We start from the raw sequence: 18565 nt of genomic DNA on the forward strand, positions 1-18565 counted from the left end.
GTTACCCCATGTCAGGGGTGGCCCGTGACCAGAGGGAACGCGCAGCCGACCGCCCGCCTCCCGTCCCCTGCGCTCACTGGTCCTCGATGTTCCAGGGCATCGCGAAGCCGAACTCGTACAGGTAGACACCGACCAGCGCTCCCACGATCACGAGGCCGGTCACCGTGAGCATGATGTTGCGGCGGCGCACCTTGGGATCGAGGGCCCGCTGGGCCGCCTCGGTGACCTTGCGCCTGGTCCAGCGCAGCACGAGCTGGGCCCATACGAACTCGGTCGCCCAGATGGCCATGCCACCGAAGATCACGACCCAGCCGGGTCCGGGCAGCGGCAGCATGACGACGCCGGCGGCCACGACCGCGAGCCCGATGACGAAGACGCCGACCTGCCAGCTGAGGTGCAGCGCGCGGCGCCTCTTGATGAACGCGGGCGCCCTGGAGCCGAGCCCCCGTCCGCTCCGCTCCCCGTCCGCCTTCGCCCGGTCCGCGTCCGCCGCGCCCGTGTTCGATTCTTCCACCACGGCGACCTCGCCCGGCCCGCCCTCGAGCCCGTCACTCCCCGTATTCATACGGCCAAACTTTACCTTACTTTAAGCAACGGGAACCAGTCACCGGAATGGGCGTACGGTGCGAACGAACCTTCGGCCGGAAGAGTTACGTAAAGGCACGCAAAACACTCAGAGGGGTTTACAACGGCACCGTAGGTGGCATGTCGATTTCGCCGACGTGCGAATCCCCGAGCGCACACTGAGCGAAAGGCCCTGGCGCTTATGAACACCACGGTCAGCTGCGAGCTGCACCTGCGCCTCGTTGTGTCGAGCGAGTCCTCCCTGCCTGTCCCCGCAGGCCTGCGGTACGACACGGCCGACCCCTACGCCGTGCACGCCACCTTCCACACCGGAGCCGAGGAGACCGTCGAGTGGGTGTTCGCCCGCGACCTCCTCGCGGAAGGCCTCCACCGGCCCACGGGCACCGGCGACGTCCGAGTCTGGCCGTCGCGCAGTCACGGTCAGGGCGTCGTGTGCATCGCCCTGAGTTCCCCGGAGGGCGAGGCGCTGCTGGAAGCCCCGGCGCGGGCACTGGAGTCCTTCCTGAAGCGAACGGACGCCGCCGTGCCTCCCGGCACGGAACACCGGCACTTCGACCTCGATCAGGAACTGTCGCACATCCTGGCGGAGAGCTAGGGGCGAGGCACTCGAAGCCGCCCGGCGCCGTCGACTCGGGGTGACGGCTCGGGCTCAGCACAACTGCATACGGTACGCATCAGCGCCGCCACCGCGGTTTCCGTCGCGGGGCGGCGCCGGTGTGTGCGCCGGGGATCCGAGGCGGAACCGGGGCGGCACGACCGCCCGCAGCCGGACGCGGAGCCACTACCATCGGCCAGCATGAGGCGGGCGTCCGCCCGACCCACAGGCCAGGGAGCTGAACGTGCTGATCACCCACGACACACGGTGCGCGCTGGACACCGTGGTGGATCTGGTGAACACCGCGCCGGAGGACGGCGCGGCACCGGACGCACTGCCCGACGTCGCGGCTCTCGAGGACTTCGTACAGAACCACGACATCAGTGACGTCGGGACACTCTCGGAGTTCGACCTCTCGGCCGTGCGCAAGATCCGCGGGCGGTTCGCCGCGGTCTTCGCGGCGCCGGACGCCCGTGCCGCGGCCGGGCTGATCAACGAGCTCGTCGCCGCCGCGGGCACCACCCCGCGGCTCACGGACCACGACGGCTACGACTGGCACGTGCACTACTTCGCGCCCGGTGCCTCCGTCGCCGATCACCTCGCGGCCGACTGCGGGATGGCGCTGGCCTTCTTCGTCGTGGCCGGTGAGCAGGAGCGGCTGCGCCGCTGCGAGGCCCCGGACTGCCGGCGCGCCTTCGTCGACCTCTCCCGCAACCGCTCGCGGCGCTACTGCGACAGCCGCACCTGCGGGAACCGGCTGCACGTGGCCGCCTACCGGGCACGCCGCAAGGAGGCGGCGGGCTGACCGCCGGGCCGGACGGTGGATGCGACGTGGCCCCGGCGGGTGACGCCGGGGACCACGGGTACGGCTCACAGCAACAGCAGGTCGTGCAGCGCAGCCATGAGGAGCAGACACCCGATCACCGCTAGGAAGATCATCAGCGGTGGCTGGGAAAGGGCGAAAAGGCATCCGCGCGGCTCATCCTTGGGCGGCGCGGCATCGCTCTGTGTCGTGTCCAGCATCTCGCGGCGATGATGGCGCAGACCGGACGCCCGGCGCGATCAACACGCAGGGATTGAGCGGCTGTACTCCGGATTGGCCCCAGTCCGGTACCGGTCGTGACCGCTTGGCGGCAGCCCGTTGATCCACTGTGTCGTTTCAGCCGTCATGCGCAGGTCATATGCCGTGCTTCTTCAGGATGGCCTCGATGTCGCTGAAGTCCTCCGCCTGCTCGCCGCGCGGCGCGCTCGCGGGCTTGCCGGACGCGCGGGCCCCCGGCCCGAGGGAGGGCGCCGAGGCTTCCGGGGCCACCGCCTCGCGCTGCTGCGCGGCCCTGGCCTGCTTGCGCTCCTTGCGGGTGCCGCCACGGCGGCGCTCCACGGCACGCGTGGTGGAGAACAACAGCCAGGCCACGCCGAGCACGCCGAACCCCGCCCAGGCCGTCGGGCTGAAGGCGGTGTCCGCCAGCCACTGCACGGTGCCGGTCATCACCAGGCCGAGGGGCACGAGCGCGTAGGCGGCGATGCGGGCGGCCGAGAGGAAGCGCTTGCGGTACGCCGTGACCGCCGCGATGCCCAGGCCGACCGCGGCGACGGCGGAACAGACGGTTTCGGCGATCATCCGGTCCTCCAGGCGGGGCTCGGTCGGGTGGTTCGTCCCTTCCATCCTGCACCGTCCGGCCCCCGCGGGGCCATGCTCCCGGCGGACATCAGGGAGATCTCCGGGTCGGCTCATCCGCAGGTGCCGGTCAGAGCAGCACCCGGGTGCGGATCCGGACTGCGGGAACGGATGACGGAGCCGGTCCGGGGCGGGTGGTCGAGCCGGTCCGGGACGGGTGGTCGAGCCGGTCCGGGACGGGTGATCGAGCCGGTCCGGGTCCGGGGCGGGTGGTCGAGCCGGTCCGGGGCGGGTGGTCGAGCCGGTCCGGTGGTGGGGCCGGTCCGGTGGGGGCGGTCGGGCGCCGGGCTGGAAGACTGCGGTCATGAACGACTCCTCCCCCGTGCCTCCCGCCGTGCCCGTCCTCGACGTCTGGTGCGAACTCCAGTGCCCCGACTGCCGCAGCGCGCTCGCGGACCTGCGCGCCCTGCGTGCCCGCTACGGCGACCGGCTGGAGCTGCGGCTGCGGCACTTCCCGCTGGAGAAGCACCGGCACGCCTTCGCCGCCGCGCAGGCCGCCGAGGAGGCCTTCGAGCAGGGCAAGGGCTGGGACTACGTCGAGGCCGTACTGGAAGAGGCCGGGAAGCTGGACCGCGAGGGCGAGCGCCTCCTGGTCGACACGGCCGGCCGGCTCGGCCTGGACACCGAGGAGTTCGACACCGCGCTGATCGACGGCCGGCACATCCTCGTCGTCGACGCCGACCAGGCCGAGGGCAAGGCGATCGGCGTGACCGGTACGCCGACGTACGTCATCGGCGGCGAGCGCCTGGACGGCGGGAAGAGCCAGGAGGGGCTGCGCGAGCGCGTCGAGGAGATCGCGGACCGGCTGCTGGCCGAGGGTGCCTGAAACGCCGGCGCCGGGGCGGGTTCCTCCTCAGAGCAGGTCCTTGTAGAGGACGTGGCGTGTCGTCTCGTAGCCGAGTGACTCGTAGAGCCGCTCGGCCGGGGTGTTGCCGGCGAACACGTTGAGGCCGAGGACGCGCCGGCCCGCGGCGATGGCCTGGGCCTCCGCCAGGAGCATGAGGGAACGGCCGTGTCCGTGGCCGCGGTGGGCGGCGCGGGTCCGGACGTCGTAGACGTAGGCCTGGTCCTCCGTCAGGGCCACCCAGAGCGTGCCCACCCGGGTGCCCTCGTGCTCCAGCACGGTGAACCGCATGCCCTCGGTGGTGAGCCCCTGCGGCAGGAGTGCCGCGTGTTCGCGCCGCGACATCTCGTGCGCGGCGGCCTCGGGCACGCCCCGCTCGATCCACGCGCGCGCGTACGTCCCGCTCTCCTCGGCGATCCACTCCGCGTACTCGGCCTCGGTCATGGGGCGCCCGCGGCTGCCGGCCGGCAGGGCGGGCGGGGTGTCACCGAGCCGCTTCTCCATGCCGCGGTTGCGGTGGACGTAGCCGAGCGCGCCGACGAGCCGCAGCGCCGCGTCGGCGCCGGCCGGCACCCGTGCCTCGATCTGCCGGCATCCCCAGCCGCGGGCCACCTCCTCCGCGGCGAGCGCGGCCACCGTGCCCCGGCCCCGGCGGCGGTCCGGCTCCTCGATGCGCAGATCGAGGATGCGGGCCATGAAGTCGCCGAAGCGGGGCCGGGTGGCGAGGTGGACGGTGCCGACGGGGCGGCTGTTCACGCACACCTGGTAGCGACGTGAACGGGTCCCGTCGGCGGCGCGCTGGAGCGGCTCGGTCGGCCGCAGGGTCGTGGTCATCAGGGGTGTTCTACCCGCCGTGCCCGCTCGTGTCAGCCCGATTTCCGGGCCGCTCACGGATCTTGGTCGTGCCCGGACATCTCGTCGAAGATCCGTACGGCCTTGGCGGTCACCGGGCCCCGCGCGCCGGGCAGTTCACGGTCGTCGACGCGGTGCACGGCCTGGATGTCGCGCAGGGAGGAGGTGAGGAAGACCTCGTCCGCGCGCCGCAGGACGTCCAGCGGCAGGTCGGTCTCCCCGGCCCCGGTCCACTCGGCCACCAGCGCGCGCGTGATGCCCGCGAGGCAGCCGGAGGCGAGCGGCGGGGTGTGGATCTCGCCGTCGAGGACCACGAAGACGTTCGAGCCGGTGCCCTCGCAGAGCTGCCCGAGGGTGTTCGCGAACAGGGCCTCGGACGCGCCGTGTTGGTGGGCACGCGCGAGGGCGACGACGTTCTCGGCGTACGAGGTCGTCTTCAGGCCGGTCAGCGCGCCGCGTTCGTTCCGCGTCCAGGGCACCGTGATCACCGCGGTGGATTCGGGGCGGCGGGTGGCCTCGCCGAGGGCCACGACGAGTGTCGGGCCGCGGTCACCGCGGTCGGAGCCGAGGGGACCGTGGCCGCCGGTGTAGGTGATGCGCAGCCGGCCGAAGGCCATCGGGTTGGCCTCGAGGACCGCCCGGCAGGCGCGGCGGATCTCCTCGTGATCGGGGTCGGGCAGGCCGAGGCCGCGCGCCGAGCGGGTGAGCCGGTCGAGGTGCCGGGTCAGCGCGAACGGACGGCCCTCCACCGCCTTCACCGTCTCGAAGATGCCGTCGCCCACGGTCAGTCCGTGGTCGAAGACGGAGACGCGGGCGGTCTCGGTGTCCTGAAGCCCGCCGTCGAGCCAGATCTTCACGTCGTGATTCCCTCTCCACTCGCCCCGTACCTCCCCGACGCTACCGCGAGCAACCGGGCCGCCTTCAGCTCGGTCTCGCGCCACTCCGCCTCCGGGTCCGAGCCCCAGGTGATGCCGGCGCCGGTACCGAAGCGCAGCACGGCCCCGATCCTCCCGCCCGCCGCGCCCCCGGAGGACCGGTCGATCCAGAAGGTACGGATGCCGACGGCCAGCTCGGCCGTCCCGCGGTCGGCGTCGACCCAGCCGATGCCCCCGCAGTACGGGCCGCGCTCCACGGTCTCCAGGGCCTCGATGATCCGCAGGGCACTGGACTTGGGGGCGCCGGTGACCGAACCGGGCGGGAAGGCGGCGTCGAACAGCTCGGGCCAGCCGGCGCCGTCGCGCAGCTCGCCGCGGACCGTGGAGACCAGGTGGACGAGCCCCGGGTGCTTCTCCACGGCGCACAGGTCGGGGACGGTGACGCTGCCGGTGGCGCAGACGCGCCCGATGTCGTTGCGGACGAGGTCCACGATCATCACGTTCTCGGCGTGGTCCTTCTCCAGCAGGTCCGCCTCGGTGCGCCCGGTCCCCTTGATCGGGCCCGACTCGACGACCCGGCCGTCCCGCCGGAGGAAGAGTTCGGGCGAGGCCGTGGCCGTCTCGACCCCGTGCGCGGGCAGCCGAATCGTTCCTGCGTACGGCGCCGGGTTGCCGCGCGCCAGCACGGCGGTCAGGGTGTCCACGTCGGCGTCGGCGGCCACCGGCGCGGACAGCACCCGGCAGAGGTTCGCCTGGTAGACCTCGCCGGCCGCGATGTGCTCGCGGATCCGGCGCACGCCCGCCGTGTACGCCTCACGGTCGAGCGAGGACGTCCAGTCGGCGGCGGCCGGTCCGCGCCAGCGGCCCGGCACCGGCGCGGGGACGGGCTCCTTGCGTACGTCCCGGAAGCGGGCGCAGGTCAGCCGCCCTTCGAAGTCCGCCGAGACGGCCCAGAAGCCGGTGGAGTCGAGGGCGGCGGGATCGTCGGTGACGTCGAGGAGCCCGGTGGCGACGCGGTCACCGAAGCGGGCGAGAGGGGGCAGGGCGAGCACGCGGTCGAGTCTAGGACGGGTGTCGCGCGGGTGACCCGGTCATGACCGTCCGGGAACCCCGGCCACGCCCCTGAGCAGGTGCGGGGCAGCACGCTGCGCAAACGCGTTTTTGTACTGGCCCCGGAATCCGCTAGAGTTCACCTCGTCGCCGGGACGCGGAAGCGGACCGAAACGACAGGCGGACGTAGCTCAGTTGGTAGAGCGCAACCTTGCCAAGGTTGAGGTCGCGAGTTCGAGCCTCGTCGTCCGCTCGAAGGAAACGAGGGGATCTTACCGACCCCCGCACTCCTGGTGGAGTGGCCGAGAGGCGAGGCAACGGCCTGCAAAGCCGTCTACACGGGTTCAAATCCCGTCTCCACCTCCAAGGACGATTAGCTCAGCGGGAGAGCGCTTCCCTGACACGGAAGAGGTCACTGGTTCAATCCCAGTATCGTCCACCGGATCTTCGGATCCCCCGCGCGATTAGCTCAGCGGGAGAGCGCTTCCCTGACACGGAAGAGGTCACTGGTTCAATCCCAGTATCGCGCACGCAGCACCCATGACCTGCGGGTTGTGGTCCCGAGGACGATTAGCTCAGCGGGAGAGCGCTTCCCTGACACGGAAGAGGTCACTGGTTCAATCCCAGTATCGTCCACACACCGGAGCCCCCGGCCGTCCCGTACGGCCGGGGGCTTCCTCGTGGTCGCGTCCGGCGTCAGCTGGAGAACAGCATGTGACCGAAGCTCTTGTGACGGTGGTGACCGCCATGGTGACCCCCGTGGTGACCGCCGTAGTGGCCGCCGCCATGGCCGCCGTGCGGGGCGCCCCACGCGGGCGCGGGCGGGGTCGGGTACGCCTGCGGGACACCGGGGGGCGGCGGCGCGGGCTGGGCCCACTGGGACTCCAGGCGGGTCAGCGCCTCCAGCTCTCCGTAGTCGAGGAAGATCCCCCGGCAACCGCTGCACTGCTCGATCTGGACACCGTTGCGGTTGTACGTGTGCATCGGCGCATGGCACTTCGGACACTGCATGGTCGGCTCAACTCCTCGCCCGTCGGTCCTGTTTCGCGTCACGCCAGGACAGACTCCGTCCGGCTGTGGTCGGTTGCACCTTACTTCGCACGGCCCGGACTCAACTCCGGCGGAGCGGCGTTCATTCGGGCGCATGCGTCGATCATGGACGTTTCGGCCTCGTCCAGGGGACGGTTCTCCGCCACCGCCTTGGCGATCGCGCGGGCGGCCGTCTGCACCGTGAGGGCGCGGGCCGGGACGTCCAGGGCGGGCCAGGGATCGCCGTCGGCGGGCACGGCCGGGCCGCCGGCCGCGCGGTAGGCGGTGAGGAAGCGTGTCCATTCGTCGGGCAGGAGGAGACCGCAGGCGTACCAGGCGGCGGGACGCGCCAGGTCCCAGGCGGGGACGCCGGTGCCGAGGTCGTCGACGTCGATGAGCAGCCAGGGGCCGTCGGGGGCCGGGTGGCGGACCAGCTGGCCGAGGTGGAGGTCGCCGTGGCAGAGGGTGGCGGTGTCCGGCATGGGGGCCTCGGCGCGGGCCCAGGCGGGGAGCCCGGACCAGGCCTTCAGTACGGGGGGCGTGGCGGGGTGGCGGGGGGCCGCCGCGGTGAGCCGCGCGATGGCCCGGGCCGCCTTGGCGGGGCCCCTCATGGGCGGCAGGGGGGTCGGCGCGGGGGTGCGGTGCAGGCGGGCGAGGAGGGTGGCGGCGGGCTCCCAGGGGGCGGCCTCGGGGGTGTCCGGATCGACGGGGGTGCCGTAGGGCCAGAGCGTGGCGAGGCGGGTGTGCGGGTCCAGTGCCACGGGGTCCAGTGCCACGGGAGCCGGGCTGAGCGGGGGCAGGAGGATGCCGGGGAGACGGGTGGCGGCGGTGAGGCGGGAGACGAGGTCGGCGAGGGAGGTGCCCGGGGCGTGGGCCTTGGCGACGGTGTCCGCGTGGCGGACGACGGCGGCGTCCGGGCGGTGGGCGAGGGTCGCCGCCCCGCAGTGGCAGGTCTGCCCACGCGCGTGGGCGCCGGCCTTGGCTCTGGCGGCGAGAGCGGAGAGCAAGGGGGGCATGGACACGGGGCTCCCTGGGGCACGGCGCGGGTTCTCCCGCGAGGGTACGGCCGCGGTGGGCGGCGGGGCGGGGGCTCGCGGGAGGGTACGGCCGCGGTGGGCGGGGCGGGGGCTCACGCGAGGGTACGAGCGGGCGCGGGGCGGGGGCTCACGCGAAGGTACGGCCGCGGTGGGCGGGGCGGGGGCTCGCGCGAGGGTACGAGCGGGGGCTCACGCGAAGGTACGGCCGCGGTGGGCGGCGGGGCGGGGGCGGCTCACGCGAAGGTACGAGCGGGCGCGGCACAGGGCTCACGCGAAGGGTACGGTCGGGGGCGGGCGGGGGCTCACGTGAAGGCGCGGAACGGGCGCTCCCGCGAAGGTACGGCCAGGCGCGGCACAGGGTCACACGAAGGTACGGCCAGGCGCGGCACAGGGGGTCACACGAAGGTGCGGCCAGGCACGGCGCGGGCGGCGGGGTCCTGTGACGGGATCGGGGATGGATCAGGTGATGGGGTTGGGTGACGCGAGCGCCGGACGGGGCGGCGAAGGCGCACCGGTCGGGCGGCGCGGAGGCGCACCCGTCGGCGTCGTCGCGCAGGCGCATCGGTCGGCGTCGTCGCGGAGGCGGACACGGCAATGCCGGCGCAGCTCCCCAGCTGCGCCGGCATTCTTGCCGTCCGCCGCACCCCCGTCCCCACGGGGTTTCATGGGTGGATGTCCCCGCCCGGACCGCTCTTCCGGGCCTGGGGTCGCCGCTCAGCGCCCCAGCATCACGCCCACGGACGACGCCTGTGTGGCCACTGTCTCCCAGCCGTCGAAGACGAAGAAGAGCAGGGCCGCCAGGGGGAGGACCATGAGGGTCGCCACCAGCGGGTGACGGCGGCCCGTGCGGCGGCGGAGCGTGAAGCGCTCCTCGCTGCGGATCAGTGTCCGCGGTGCCGTGTGGGCCATGGTCCCTCTCCTGACCGATCTCTGTTGCCGTTGGCAGCGGCGGGTGTCTGACCTCGGGGGACGAGTGCTGCACCCGCCGCTTGACCTCAAATCTAGGCGTCCGGGACTCATCGCACGTCATGCCCTCGTACCGATTGCCGGGCCTCCCGGAGGATGAGCAGTGACCTGCCGAGTACTCCCCTGGGTGGAGACGTGGACCTAGGTCTCAGGGTCTTCCCGGAGGGGGCGCCCGGAGTGCCCCGTCTTCACCGAGCCGTCCTGAGCCCCACTCCTCGGAGGGCACGGGAGCACCGGTGGGTGAGTTCGATCACTTCCGCGCCTCCTCGGCGCACCGCCGTCCCCGCCCCGCACCCCGCTCCGCCCGCCACCGCCCCACAGGTGCGGCTCGTGTCCCCCGCGGCCGGCGGCGTCTGCCCGCGGCCACCGCTCACGCGTTCAATCCCCTGTGAACGATGGGTGATTGGGATCATGACCGGGACAAAGTCCCGCAGTTCAGGCGCTCCCTGACCGGTCTTCGGCTTTCGTACCCGGCGCTGACAATCCGTCGGGCCGAGAGGGCGCGGCCTCTGCGCGCGGGCGGCCGTGGAAACGTAAGCTGTGCCACGTCATACGGACCGGGCAGCGGGGATGAACATGGCGATGATGCGCCTGAGGCGCGAGGACCCGCGCGTCGTCGGCTCGTTCAGGCTTCACAGGCGGCTCGGCGCGGGCGGCATGGGCGTCGTGTACCTGGGCTCCGACAAGAAGGGGCAGCGTGTCGCGCTGAAGGTCATCCGGCCGGATCTGGCGGAGGACCAGGAGTTCCGGTCGCGGTTCGCGCGTGAGGTCTCGGCGGCCCGGCGGATCAGGGGTGGCTGCACGGCGCGGCTCGTCGCCGCCGACCTGGAGGCGGACCGGCCGTGGTTCGCCACGCAGTACGTGCCCGGGCCCTCGCTGCACGACAAGGTGGCCGACGGGGGGCCGCTGAGCGCGGCCGACGTCGCGGCCGTGGGGGCCGCCCTCTCCGAAGGGCTCGTCGCCGTGCACGAGGCGGGGGTCGTGCACCGGGACCTCAAGCCGTCCAACATCCTGCTGTCCCCGAAGGGGCCGCGGATCATCGACTTCGGCATCGCCTGGGCCACCGGCGCATCGACCCTCACGCACGTCGGCACGGCCGTCGGCTCGCCCGGCTTCCTCGCACCGGAGCAGGTGCGCGGTGCCGCCGTCACGCCCGCGACCGACGTCTTCTCGCTCGGCGCGACGCTGGCGTACGCCTCCATGGCCGACTCGCCCTTCGGGCATGGCAGTTCGGAGGTGATGCTGTACCGCGTCGTGCACGAGGAGGCACAGCTGCACGGCGTTCCGGACGCGCTTGCTCCGCTCCTGCGCGCCTGTCTCGCCAAGGACCCCGAGGAGCGGCCCAGCACGCTCCAGCTGTCGCTGCGGCTCAAGGAGATCGCCGCGCGCGAGACACAGGGGCTGGCCGACACACGTCCGCCCGCGCCGCGCGCCGCTGAGGCGGACCGGCCCACGGGGCGGCTCGCCGACACCTACCCCGGACAGCCGCGCGAGCACCGGCGCCCGCAGGCCGGGCCGGCGAACCCGGCCTCCCGGGGTACGTCCACCGGATCCCGCGGGCCCTCGTCCGTGCGGGGCGGGGCCGCTCCGGCGCGAGGCGGCGGCGCTTCCCGGAGTGGTCCGGCGTCCCAGCGCCCGGGGTCCCGGCCCACGCCCTCCTCGCGGAACGCGTCCCGGCCGGCCACCGGCAGCCGGCCCGGGCCACGCAGCGGTACCGGCCGGCCGGGCCCCAGGACCACGGGAACGGGGCGGCGGCCCGCCAATCCGCGGCTGCTGCGGCAGCGGCTGTTCGTGTTCGTCGTCGTGACGCTGCTCGTGGCGCTCGGCATCGCCGCGGCGCAGGGCTGCCAGGGACCGTCGCGCGGGCTGGGCGGGGACGGCGGTGCCGTACGCCAGCAGCAGCACCATCAGCAACAGCAGCACGGGGAACCGGGCAGCGTCGCTGCCGTGTAGCCCCGGAGCCCCGGAGCCCCGGAGCCCCGGAGCCCCGGAGCCCCGGAGCCGCAGAGCCGCAGAGCCGTACGGCGGTAGCCCACCCGGGCGCACGGCTGACGGCTGCACGGCTGCACGGCTGCACCGCCGGCCCGGGCCTACAGGGTCGGCAGGATCCGTTCGAAGAACTCGCGGTCGCCGTCGAAGACGGGCTCCAGCGCGAGGAACTCCGTCGGGGTGACCCAGCGGGTCTCGGCGACCTCGACGGGGTCGGGCACCACCTCGCCGCTGTCCGCGTCCGCCGTCCACCAGTGGAGGCGGTAGCAGCCGTCGTCGGTCTCCGACTCCCAGACCTTGGCGCCCGGGCAGACGGTGAGGCCCACCTCCTCGAAGACCTCGCGCACCACGGCCTGCTCCTGGGTCTCCCCCGGCTCGACCTTGCCGCTGAGGGGCTGCCAGTAGCCGGGACGGGGGACGGTCGGGCCGCGCCGGACGGCGAGCACCCGGCCGGCCCGGCGCAGCACCGCGACGATCGCCTCGCGCCGCTCCACGCGGGCGCCTACCGGACCCCGGGGCGGCCGGTGGCCACCGCGTAGAAGGCGACGGCCGCCGCCGCGCCCACGTTGAGGGAGTCCACGCCGTGGGACATCGGGATGCGGACCCATTCGTCGGCGGCGACCAGGGCCTGGGTGGACAGGCCGTCGCCCTCGGCGCCGAGCATCAGGGCGACGCGGTTCATCGTGTGCGGGGCGGCCTCGTCGAGGGGCTTGGCCTTCTCGTCCGGGGTGAGCGCGAGGAGGCTGAAGCCGGCCTCGCGGACCGACTCCAGGCTCCTGGGCCAGGAGTCGAGGCGGGCGTAGGGGACCGAGAAGACCGCGCCCATGGAGACCTTGACGCTGCGGCGGTAGAGGGGGTCGGCGCAGTCCGGGGAGAGCAGCACCGCGTCCATGCCGAGGGCGGCGGCGGAGCGGAAGATCGCCCCGATGTTGGTGTGGTCGTTGACCGACTCCATGACCACGACCCTGCGCGTGGTCTGCAGGAGCTCGGCCGCCGCCGGCAGCGGCTTGCGCTGCATCGAGGCCAGCGCGCCGCGGTGCACGTGGTAGCCGGTGACCTGCTCGGCGAGCTCCGGGCTGACCGCGTAGACCGGGGCCGGCAGCTCGTCGATGACGTCGCGCATGACGTCGACCCACTTCGCGGACAGCAGCATCGAGCGCATCTCGTACCCGGCGCCCTTCGCCCGGCGGATGACCTTCTCGCCCTCCGCGATGAACAGGCCCTCGGCGGGTTCGCGCTTGCGGCGCAACTCGACGTCGGTCAGGCCCGTGTAGTCGCGCAGGCGCGGGTCGTCGGGATCCTCAACGGTGATGAGATCGGCCACAGGGTGATACTGCCTTGTCCTGGGTGCGGTGCCAACGGCTGGAACAGGGTCGGGTTACCCGGGGTTACCCGAGGAGGGCCGCGGGCCGACGCCGACGACCTCGCCGATGACGATGACCGACGGGGCCTTGACCTCGTGGGTGCGCACGGCCTCGGCGATCGTGGCGAGCGTCGCGTCGACGCGGCGCTGGCCCGCCGTGGTGCCCTCCTGGACGGCGGCGACCGGGGTGTCGGGGGACCTGCCGTGGGCGACGAGGGTCTCCGCGACCTTCCCGATCGTGCCGACGCCCATGAGGATCACCAGCGTGCCGGTCAGCCTGGCGAGCGACGGCCAGTCGACCAGGGAGCGCTCGTCGTCGGGGGCGACGTGCCCGCTGATCACCGTGAACTCGTGCGCGACGCCCCGGTGGGTGACCGGGATGCCGGCCGCGCCCGGCACGGAGATCGAGCTGGAGATGCCGGGGACGACGGTGCACGGTATGCCGGCCTCGGCGAGCGCCTGGACCTCCTCCATCCCGCGGCCGTAGACGAACGGGTCCCCGCCCTTGAGCCGTACCACCGACTTGCCCTGCTTGGCGTGTTCGATCAGGGCGTTGTTGATGGCCTCCTGGGCCATGAAGCGGCCGTACGGCAGCTTCGCCGCGTCGATCACCTCGACGCTCGCGGGCAGTTCGGCGAGCAGGTCCCGGGGGCCCAGGTGGTCGGTGATGACCACGTCGGCCTCCGCGAGCAGGCGGCGGCCGCGGACCGTGATCAGGTCCGGGTCGCCGGGCCCGCCGCCGACGAGGGCGACGCCCGGCGTGCGGGTGCGGTGGTGGGGGGCGACGAGGGTGCCGTCGCGCAGGCCCGCCACGACCGCGTCGCGGATGGCGGCGGTGTGGCGCGGGTCGCGGCCGCGGGCGCGGCTGGTGAGGACGGCGACCGTCACGCCCTCGCTGGTGCCGGTGGCCGGCGTCCACGCGGTGGCGGCGTCGGCGTCGTCGGACCGCACGCACCAGACGCGGCCGCGCTCGGCCTCCGCGGAGGCGGCGGTGTTGGCCTCGTGGTCGCTGGTGGCGATCAGCGCGTACCAGGCCTCCGCCAGGTCGCCGTCGGCGTACGGCCGCCGCCGCCAGGTGATCTCGCCGGCCTCCGCCATCGCCTCGACGGACGGCGTCACCTCCGGTGACACCAGGAGGACGTCCGCGCCCGCCGCGATCAGGGCCGGGAGACGGCGCTGGGCGACCTGGCCGCCGCCGAGGACGACCACTTTGCGCCCGGTGAGGCGGAGGCCAACGGGATAGGCGGGATGTTCGGCCATGAGGTGCGGCTCCTCGTCCTGGCTGTGCGATGGGCGCTACGGCGCTGGAGCAGCCCTGACGTGCGGATTTTAGAGGTGGGTTCAGCGTACGGCCGGGGCGGGGTGCACGCAGGGGTGCGTCTCCCGCCCCGGTCCGGGGCTACTTCTCGGTGACGCCCGCCGAGTCGAACGTCGCCACCTCGTGCATGGCCCGCGCCGTGCTCTGCACCAGCGGCAGGGCGAGCAGGGCGCCCGTGCCCTCGCCGAGGCGGAGGTCGAGGTCGACCAGCGGGCGCAGGCCCAGCCTGTTCAGCGCCGCCACGTGGCCGGGCTCGGCGCTGCGGTGACCGGCGATGCAGGCCGCGAGCACCTCGGGGGCGATCGCGCGGGCCACCAGCGCGGCGGCACCGGCGCTGACGCCGTCCAGGATCACCGGCGTACGCAGGGAGGCGCCGCCCAGGAGCAGGCCCACCATCGCCGCGTGCTCGAAGCCGCCGATCGCGGCGAGGACACCGATGGGGTCCGCCGGGTCCGGCTGGTGGACCTCGAGGGCACGGCGCACGACCTCGGTCTTGCGGGCCAGTGTCTCGTCGTTGATGCCGGTGCCCCGGCCGGTCACCTCGGCGGGGTCGGTGTCCGTGAACACCGAGATGAGCGCCGCGGACGCCGTCGTGTTGGCGATGCCCATCTCGCCCGTCAGCAGCGCCTTGTTGCCGGCCGCCACCAGGTCCCGGGCCGTCTCGATGCCGACCTCGATGGCCTGCTTGGCCTCCTCGCGGCTCATCGCGGGCCCGGCGGTCATGTCGGAGGTGCCCGCGCGGACCTTGCGGGGCAGCAGGCCGGGCGTCGCGGGAAGCTCGCTCGCCACGCCCACGTCCACGACGCAGACCTCGGCGCCCACCTGGCCCGCGAAGGCGTTGCAGACCGCGCCGCCGCCGAGGAAGTTGGCGACCATCTGGGCCGTCACCTCCTGCGGCCAGGGGGTCACGCCCTGGGCGTGCACGCCGTGGTCGCCGGCGAAGATGGCGACGGCCGCGGGTTCCGGGATCGGCGGCGGGCACTGGCGCGAGAGCCCGGACAGCTGCGCGGAGATGATCTCCAGCATGCCGAGTGCGCCGGCCGGCTTCGTCATCCGCTTCTGCCGCTCCCAGGCCTCGCCGAGCGCCTTGGCGTCCAGCGGGCGGATCTGGGCGACCGTCTCGGCGAGCAGGTCGTGCGGCTCCTCGCCGGGCAGGGCACGGCGGCCGTAGGTCTCCTCGTGCACGACCCAGGAGAGCGGGCGGCGCTTGGACCAGCCGGCCTGCATCAGCTCGGGCTCGTCCGGGAACTCGTCGACGTAGCCCACGCACAGGTAGGCGATGACCTCGAGGTGCTCGGGCAGCCCCAGCGCGCGGACCATCTCCCGCTCGTCGAAGAAGCTGACCCAGCCGACGCCCAGGCCCTCGGCGCGGGCGGCGAGCCAGAGGTTCTCGACGGCGAGCGCGGCGGAGTACGGCGCCATCTGCGGCTGGGTGTGCCGGCCGAGGGTGTGCCGGCCGCCGCGGGTGGGGTCGGCGGTGACGACGATGTTCACCGGGGTGTCGAGGATGGCCTCGATCTTCAGTTCCTTGAACTGCTTCGCCCGGCCCTTGGGGAGCGACTTGGCGTACGCGTCACGCTGGCGCATGGCCAGTTCGTGCATGCCGCGCCGGGTGTCGGCGGAGCGGATGACCACGAAGTCCCAGGGCTGCGAGTGCCCGACGGAGGGGGCGGTGTGCGCGGCCTCCAGGACGCGCAGCAGCACCTCGTGGGGGATCGGGTCGCTGCGGAAGCCGTTGCGGATGTCGCGGCGCTCGCGCATGACCTTCAGCACGGCCTCGCGCTCGGCGTCGTCGTAGGCGGGCGCGGCCGGGCCGGCGGGCTGTGGCGCCTCGTGCGCGGCGGCCGTGCTCTCCTCCTCCTGATCGGCGGCCCGGGTGTCCAGGTCCTCGGCGTTCTGCACGAGTGCGGAGTCGGCCTCCCGCGGGGCGGGAACCCCGGCGGCCGGCTCCGGCGTCCCCCCTTCCTCCGGCGGGAGGGTCAGGGCGTGCGGCGGAGTCGGGGCGAGGTGGGGGGTGGTCGGCACGTTGCCGTCGACCGGTACGAACCGGCCGGTGGGCTCGTCCGCGGCGGGCGGCCGGGGGCCGGCCTCGTCCGGCTCGGGCGCCGGGACCGGGGTCTCGGCCAGGTGCGGCTGCTCCGTCGGAACGTCGGCGTCGGCCGGGGCGCCCTCCTCCGGGGCCGGGGGAACCGCGGCGGGAAGGGCCTGGTCGTCGGCGGGCGACGGCACGTCCGTGTCCGCCGCGGCCGGGTGCGCGGCCTGCTCCCGGGGCGCCTGCCCGGGCGCGGCGGTCGCGTCCGCGGGCGCCGGCGCGGAGGCGTCCGCGGACGGGGCGAGCACGGCCGGCTCGGCGGCCTGGGCGGCGTCGGGGAGCACGGGCGACGGTGCGTCGGCGGCGGCGCCCTGGGCTGTTCGGCCCGCGTCATGGGCCGGTCCCTCGGGAGCCTGCTCGGGCGCGGCGCCGTGCGGCGGCGTGGACCCGGGCGCGCCGGGCTGCAGGAACCGGGCGGCCTCGGGCATGGGCGTCCCGGGCATCCCTTCGCCCTCGGGCACCTCGGGCGGCGCGAACCGGGCGCCCTCGGGCGCCGGGGCGGCCGCGGTGGGATCGGCGGCCTGAGCGGGCCCGGTGGGCTCCGCGACCGGCGTGCCGGCCTCGTCGGCGGACGCGGCTCGCGCCGCTTCCGGAGCCTGTACGGCCTCGGGCATCGGGCTCGTCCCGTGGGCGGGGGTGGCCTCCGCCAGAGGTACGGCACCGTGAGCCGGCGCGCCCTCCGGGGCGCCCCCTGCGCCGGGGGCCGGGGCGGTTTCCGGCACTGCGCCGGCCCCACCCTGCCCGGCGTCCGCGGCGTGCAGGGGCACGGCGCCCTGCCCGGCGTCCGCGGCGTGCAGGAGCGGTACGGCGCCCTGCCCGGCGTCCACGGCATGCGCGGGCACGGCGCCCGGGGCGGCTTCCGCGGGCGCGACCGGCTCGCTCTCAGCGGTGGGCGCGGCCGGGGACGGCTGGGCGCCGCCATCCGCCGGGGCCGGCTGCCCGCCGTCCGCCGGGATCTCACCGGAAGCGGTGTGCGCGTCCTGCGCGGGGACCAGGCCCGGGTCGACCTGGCCCTGCTCAGCGGGCAGACCGCCCGGGCCGACCTGGCCGTCGCCTCCGGGCAGACCGCCCGGGCCGACCTGACCGCCCTCGGCGACAGGTCCGCCGGCGAAAGGTCCACCCTCGGCGACGGACCCGTCACCGACGAAGGGTCCACCCTGCGCGGGCAGTCCGCCGGCGCCCACCGACCCGCCGTCCGCGGGGACCATGCCCGGGGCGACCTGTCCGTTCCCGGCGGGCGGACCGCCCGGATCGGTCTGACCGCCCTCGGCGACGGGTCCACCGCCGGCGAAGGGTCCACCTTCCGCGGGCAGTCCGCCGACGGCCACAGATCCACCGTCCGCGGGAATCATGCCCGCGGGGACCCCGCCGGCCCGGTCGCCCTCCACGGCGGACACGCCGACCGGGACCTGCCCGGCCTGCGGGTCATACGCCGCGGCGGCCGCCTGCGCGGCCTCCGGGCCGTGCGCCGTGCCGACGGCGGGCGTCGCGTGCGGCTCGTACGGGCGCTCCGGGCCGCCCGCCGGCTGCGCGCCGTGGGCGAGGCCTGCGTCCTGCGTCCGCACTGCCGGAATAACCGTTTCGGCAGCCGGGGCCTCCGCGCCCACCGGAGCCTGCACCGCGGCCTGGGCCTGAGCTCCCCAGGGGGCACCGCTCTGCGGGGCCGTCTCGCGTGGCTGGAGGGCGTCGAAGTACTCGGGACCGCTCGTCGGCGGCCCGGACGGGCGCACCGGCGCGCCCGCGGGGCCGCGGTCGGCGAGGGAGCGGACCGGGCTGGCCGAGGCGTCGGGGATCGGCGGGCCGAGGTGCAGCGGACGGCGCGACGTCGGCGGCGCCGGATCGGGCAGCCGGACGCCGTTGAGGTCGACCGAGCCGCTGTCGCGGCCCCCCGCCTCGTGCGCGCCGGGCTCGTGCACGGTCTCGACGACCGGCTCCGGGGCGGGCGGGGCGACCTCGTTGCCCCACGGGCTCTGTGCGCCCGGCAGCAACAGCAGGTCCTCGTCCTCTGCGGTCGTCTCGGAGAGGTAGGTGTACGCGCCGTGCGGGGGGACGCCCGGCTGCTCCACCGTGCCTGCGCTCTCCGGCAGCCCCTCGCCCGGGACCTGGCCGGTGTCGGTCATGCGTACCCCTCGCCCATCGGTTAGTGCTTCTCGGTCCAGCTCTTCGGGAACGGCGCACCGACCGCCCCCGCAGTGAAGAACGAGCGTCCGTGCCCAGCGGCACGAACGACCCGCCCCTAAAAGGCGACAAAGCCATTCAGTGGCATTGTCCCGGTCGTTCCGCCGTCACGAC

The 18565-nt window shown here is 74.4% G+C and carries 17 protein-coding genes and 5 tRNA genes; 9 read left to right on the forward strand and 13 right to left on the reverse strand.

Annotated features, from left to right (window positions below):
* Window positions 1-73: 73 nt before the first annotated feature.
* Entirely contained in the window at window positions 74-565 is a 492-nt protein-coding gene (locus ACJ9NR_RS07525) for a TIGR02611 family protein (protein WP_412489086.1), read from the reverse strand.
* Window positions 566-766: 201 nt separating this feature from the next.
* Here ACJ9NR_RS07525 and ACJ9NR_RS07530 point away from each other — a divergent pair, with 201 nt between their 5' ends.
* Both ACJ9NR_RS07530 and ACJ9NR_RS07535 read left to right on the forward strand, forming a co-directional pair.
* Window positions 767-1180, forward strand: a complete 414-nt coding sequence (locus tag ACJ9NR_RS07530; protein WP_004002642.1) for an SsgA family sporulation/cell division regulator — start codon at window positions 767-769, stop codon at window positions 1178-1180.
* Between the two features lie 244 nt (window positions 1181-1424).
* Window positions 1425-1985, forward strand: a complete 561-nt coding sequence (locus tag ACJ9NR_RS07535) for a CGNR zinc finger domain-containing protein (RefSeq protein WP_412489085.1) — start codon at window positions 1425-1427, stop codon at window positions 1983-1985.
* A 65-nt stretch (window positions 1986-2050) separates the two neighbouring features.
* Here the strand turns inward: ACJ9NR_RS07535 and ACJ9NR_RS07540 are convergent, their stop codons facing one another.
* Together ACJ9NR_RS07540 and ACJ9NR_RS07545 are read right to left on the reverse strand one after the other, a co-directional pair.
* Window positions 2051-2203 (reverse strand): hypothetical protein, encoded by a 153-nt coding sequence (locus ACJ9NR_RS07540; protein WP_164932292.1) that lies wholly within the window; start codon window positions 2201-2203, stop codon window positions 2051-2053.
* A gap of 154 nt (window positions 2204-2357) precedes the next feature.
* Window positions 2358-2801 (reverse strand): hypothetical protein, encoded by a 444-nt coding sequence (locus ACJ9NR_RS07545; protein ID WP_412490493.1) that lies wholly within the window; start codon window positions 2799-2801, stop codon window positions 2358-2360.
* Window positions 2802-3162: 361 nt separating this feature from the next.
* Here ACJ9NR_RS07545 and ACJ9NR_RS07550 point away from each other — a divergent pair, with 361 nt between their 5' ends.
* A complete protein-coding gene (locus tag ACJ9NR_RS07550) occupies window positions 3163-3684 on the forward strand; it encodes a DsbA family protein (protein ID WP_412489084.1) in 522 nt (173 codons plus the stop codon).
* A 27-nt stretch (window positions 3685-3711) separates the two neighbouring features.
* Here ACJ9NR_RS07550 and ACJ9NR_RS07555 read toward each other — a convergent pair whose 3' ends face one another.
* From ACJ9NR_RS07555 to ACJ9NR_RS07565, 3 genes are read right to left on the reverse strand one after another with little or no spacing between them, the layout of a single operon-like run.
* On the reverse strand, window positions 3712-4536 hold the full coding sequence (locus ACJ9NR_RS07555; RefSeq protein ID WP_412489083.1) for a GNAT family N-acetyltransferase: 825 nt from the start codon (window positions 4534-4536) through the stop codon (window positions 3712-3714).
* A 53-nt stretch (window positions 4537-4589) separates the two neighbouring features.
* Window positions 4590-5411, reverse strand: coding sequence for an aminotransferase class IV (locus ACJ9NR_RS07560; protein WP_412489082.1), 822 nt, complete (start codon window positions 5409-5411; stop codon window positions 4590-4592).
* Window positions 5408-6481: a chorismate-binding protein gene (locus ACJ9NR_RS07565; RefSeq protein WP_412489081.1), complete on the reverse strand. Its 1074-nt coding sequence runs from the start codon at window positions 6479-6481 to the stop codon at window positions 5408-5410. The genes ACJ9NR_RS07560 and ACJ9NR_RS07565 overlap by 4 nt, the downstream gene beginning before the upstream one ends.
* 178 nt (window positions 6482-6659) lie before the next feature.
* On the opposite strand from ACJ9NR_RS07565, the gene ACJ9NR_RS07570 reads away from it, so the two are divergent.
* The 5 genes from ACJ9NR_RS07570 (at window position 6660) to ACJ9NR_RS07590 (ending at window position 7115) form a co-directional block, all read left to right on the forward strand.
* A tRNA-Gly gene (locus ACJ9NR_RS07570) sits at window positions 6660-6732 on the forward strand.
* 39 nt (window positions 6733-6771) lie between these two features.
* Window positions 6772-6845 (forward strand) — tRNA-Cys (locus tag ACJ9NR_RS07575).
* Between the two features lies 1 nt (window position 6846).
* Window positions 6847-6918 (forward strand) — tRNA-Val (locus ACJ9NR_RS07580).
* A gap of 19 nt (window positions 6919-6937) precedes the next feature.
* Window positions 6938-7009, forward strand: a tRNA-Val gene (locus ACJ9NR_RS07585).
* Window positions 7010-7043: 34 nt separating this feature from the next.
* Window positions 7044-7115, forward strand: a tRNA-Val gene (locus tag ACJ9NR_RS07590).
* 60 nt (window positions 7116-7175) lie between these two features.
* Here ACJ9NR_RS07590 and ACJ9NR_RS07595 read toward each other — a convergent pair.
* From ACJ9NR_RS07595 to ACJ9NR_RS07605, 3 genes are all read right to left on the reverse strand, one after another.
* Window positions 7176-7490 carry a TFIIB-type zinc ribbon-containing protein gene (locus ACJ9NR_RS07595; RefSeq protein WP_412489080.1) on the reverse strand — a complete coding sequence of 105 codons (315 nt, stop codon included), beginning with the start codon at window positions 7488-7490 and terminating at the stop codon, window positions 7176-7178.
* Between the two features lie 80 nt (window positions 7491-7570).
* Entirely contained in the window at window positions 7571-8524 is a 954-nt protein-coding gene (locus ACJ9NR_RS07600) for a phosphotransferase family protein (RefSeq protein ID WP_412489079.1), read from the reverse strand.
* A gap of 735 nt (window positions 8525-9259) precedes the next feature.
* A complete protein-coding gene (locus ACJ9NR_RS07605; protein ID WP_412489078.1) occupies window positions 9260-9454 on the reverse strand; it encodes a hypothetical protein in 195 nt (64 codons plus the stop codon).
* Between the two features lie 627 nt (window positions 9455-10081).
* Here ACJ9NR_RS07605 and ACJ9NR_RS07610 point away from each other — a divergent pair.
* Window positions 10082-11464, forward strand: a complete 1383-nt coding sequence (locus ACJ9NR_RS07610) for a serine/threonine-protein kinase (protein ID WP_412489077.1) — start codon at window positions 10082-10084, stop codon at window positions 11462-11464.
* Window positions 11465-11601: 137 nt separating this feature from the next.
* Here the strand turns inward: ACJ9NR_RS07610 and ACJ9NR_RS07615 are convergent, their stop codons facing one another.
* From ACJ9NR_RS07615 to cobT, 4 genes are all read right to left on the reverse strand, one after another.
* Entirely contained in the window at window positions 11602-11994 is a 393-nt protein-coding gene (locus tag ACJ9NR_RS07615) for an NUDIX domain-containing protein (RefSeq protein WP_412489076.1), read from the reverse strand.
* Window positions 11995-12002: 8 nt separating this feature from the next.
* Window positions 12003-12824 (reverse strand): TrmH family RNA methyltransferase, encoded by an 822-nt coding sequence (locus tag ACJ9NR_RS07620; protein WP_412489075.1) that lies wholly within the window; start codon window positions 12822-12824, stop codon window positions 12003-12005.
* Window positions 12825-12878: 54 nt separating this feature from the next.
* Window positions 12879-14123: a uroporphyrinogen-III C-methyltransferase gene (gene cobA, locus ACJ9NR_RS07625; RefSeq protein WP_412489074.1), complete on the reverse strand. Its 1245-nt coding sequence runs from the start codon at window positions 14121-14123 to the stop codon at window positions 12879-12881.
* 139 nt (window positions 14124-14262) lie between these two features.
* The gene (gene cobT, locus ACJ9NR_RS07630; RefSeq protein WP_412489073.1) at window positions 14263-18393 is read right to left on the reverse strand and encodes a nicotinate-nucleotide--dimethylbenzimidazole phosphoribosyltransferase; all 4131 of its coding nucleotides are present in this window, start codon (window positions 18391-18393) and stop codon (window positions 14263-14265) included.
* Window positions 18394-18565 lie beyond the last annotated feature (172 nt).

Source organism: Streptomyces sediminimaris (genome assembly GCF_047049295.1).
GTDB lineage: Bacteria > Actinomycetota > Actinomycetes > Streptomycetales > Streptomycetaceae > Streptomyces > Streptomyces sediminimaris.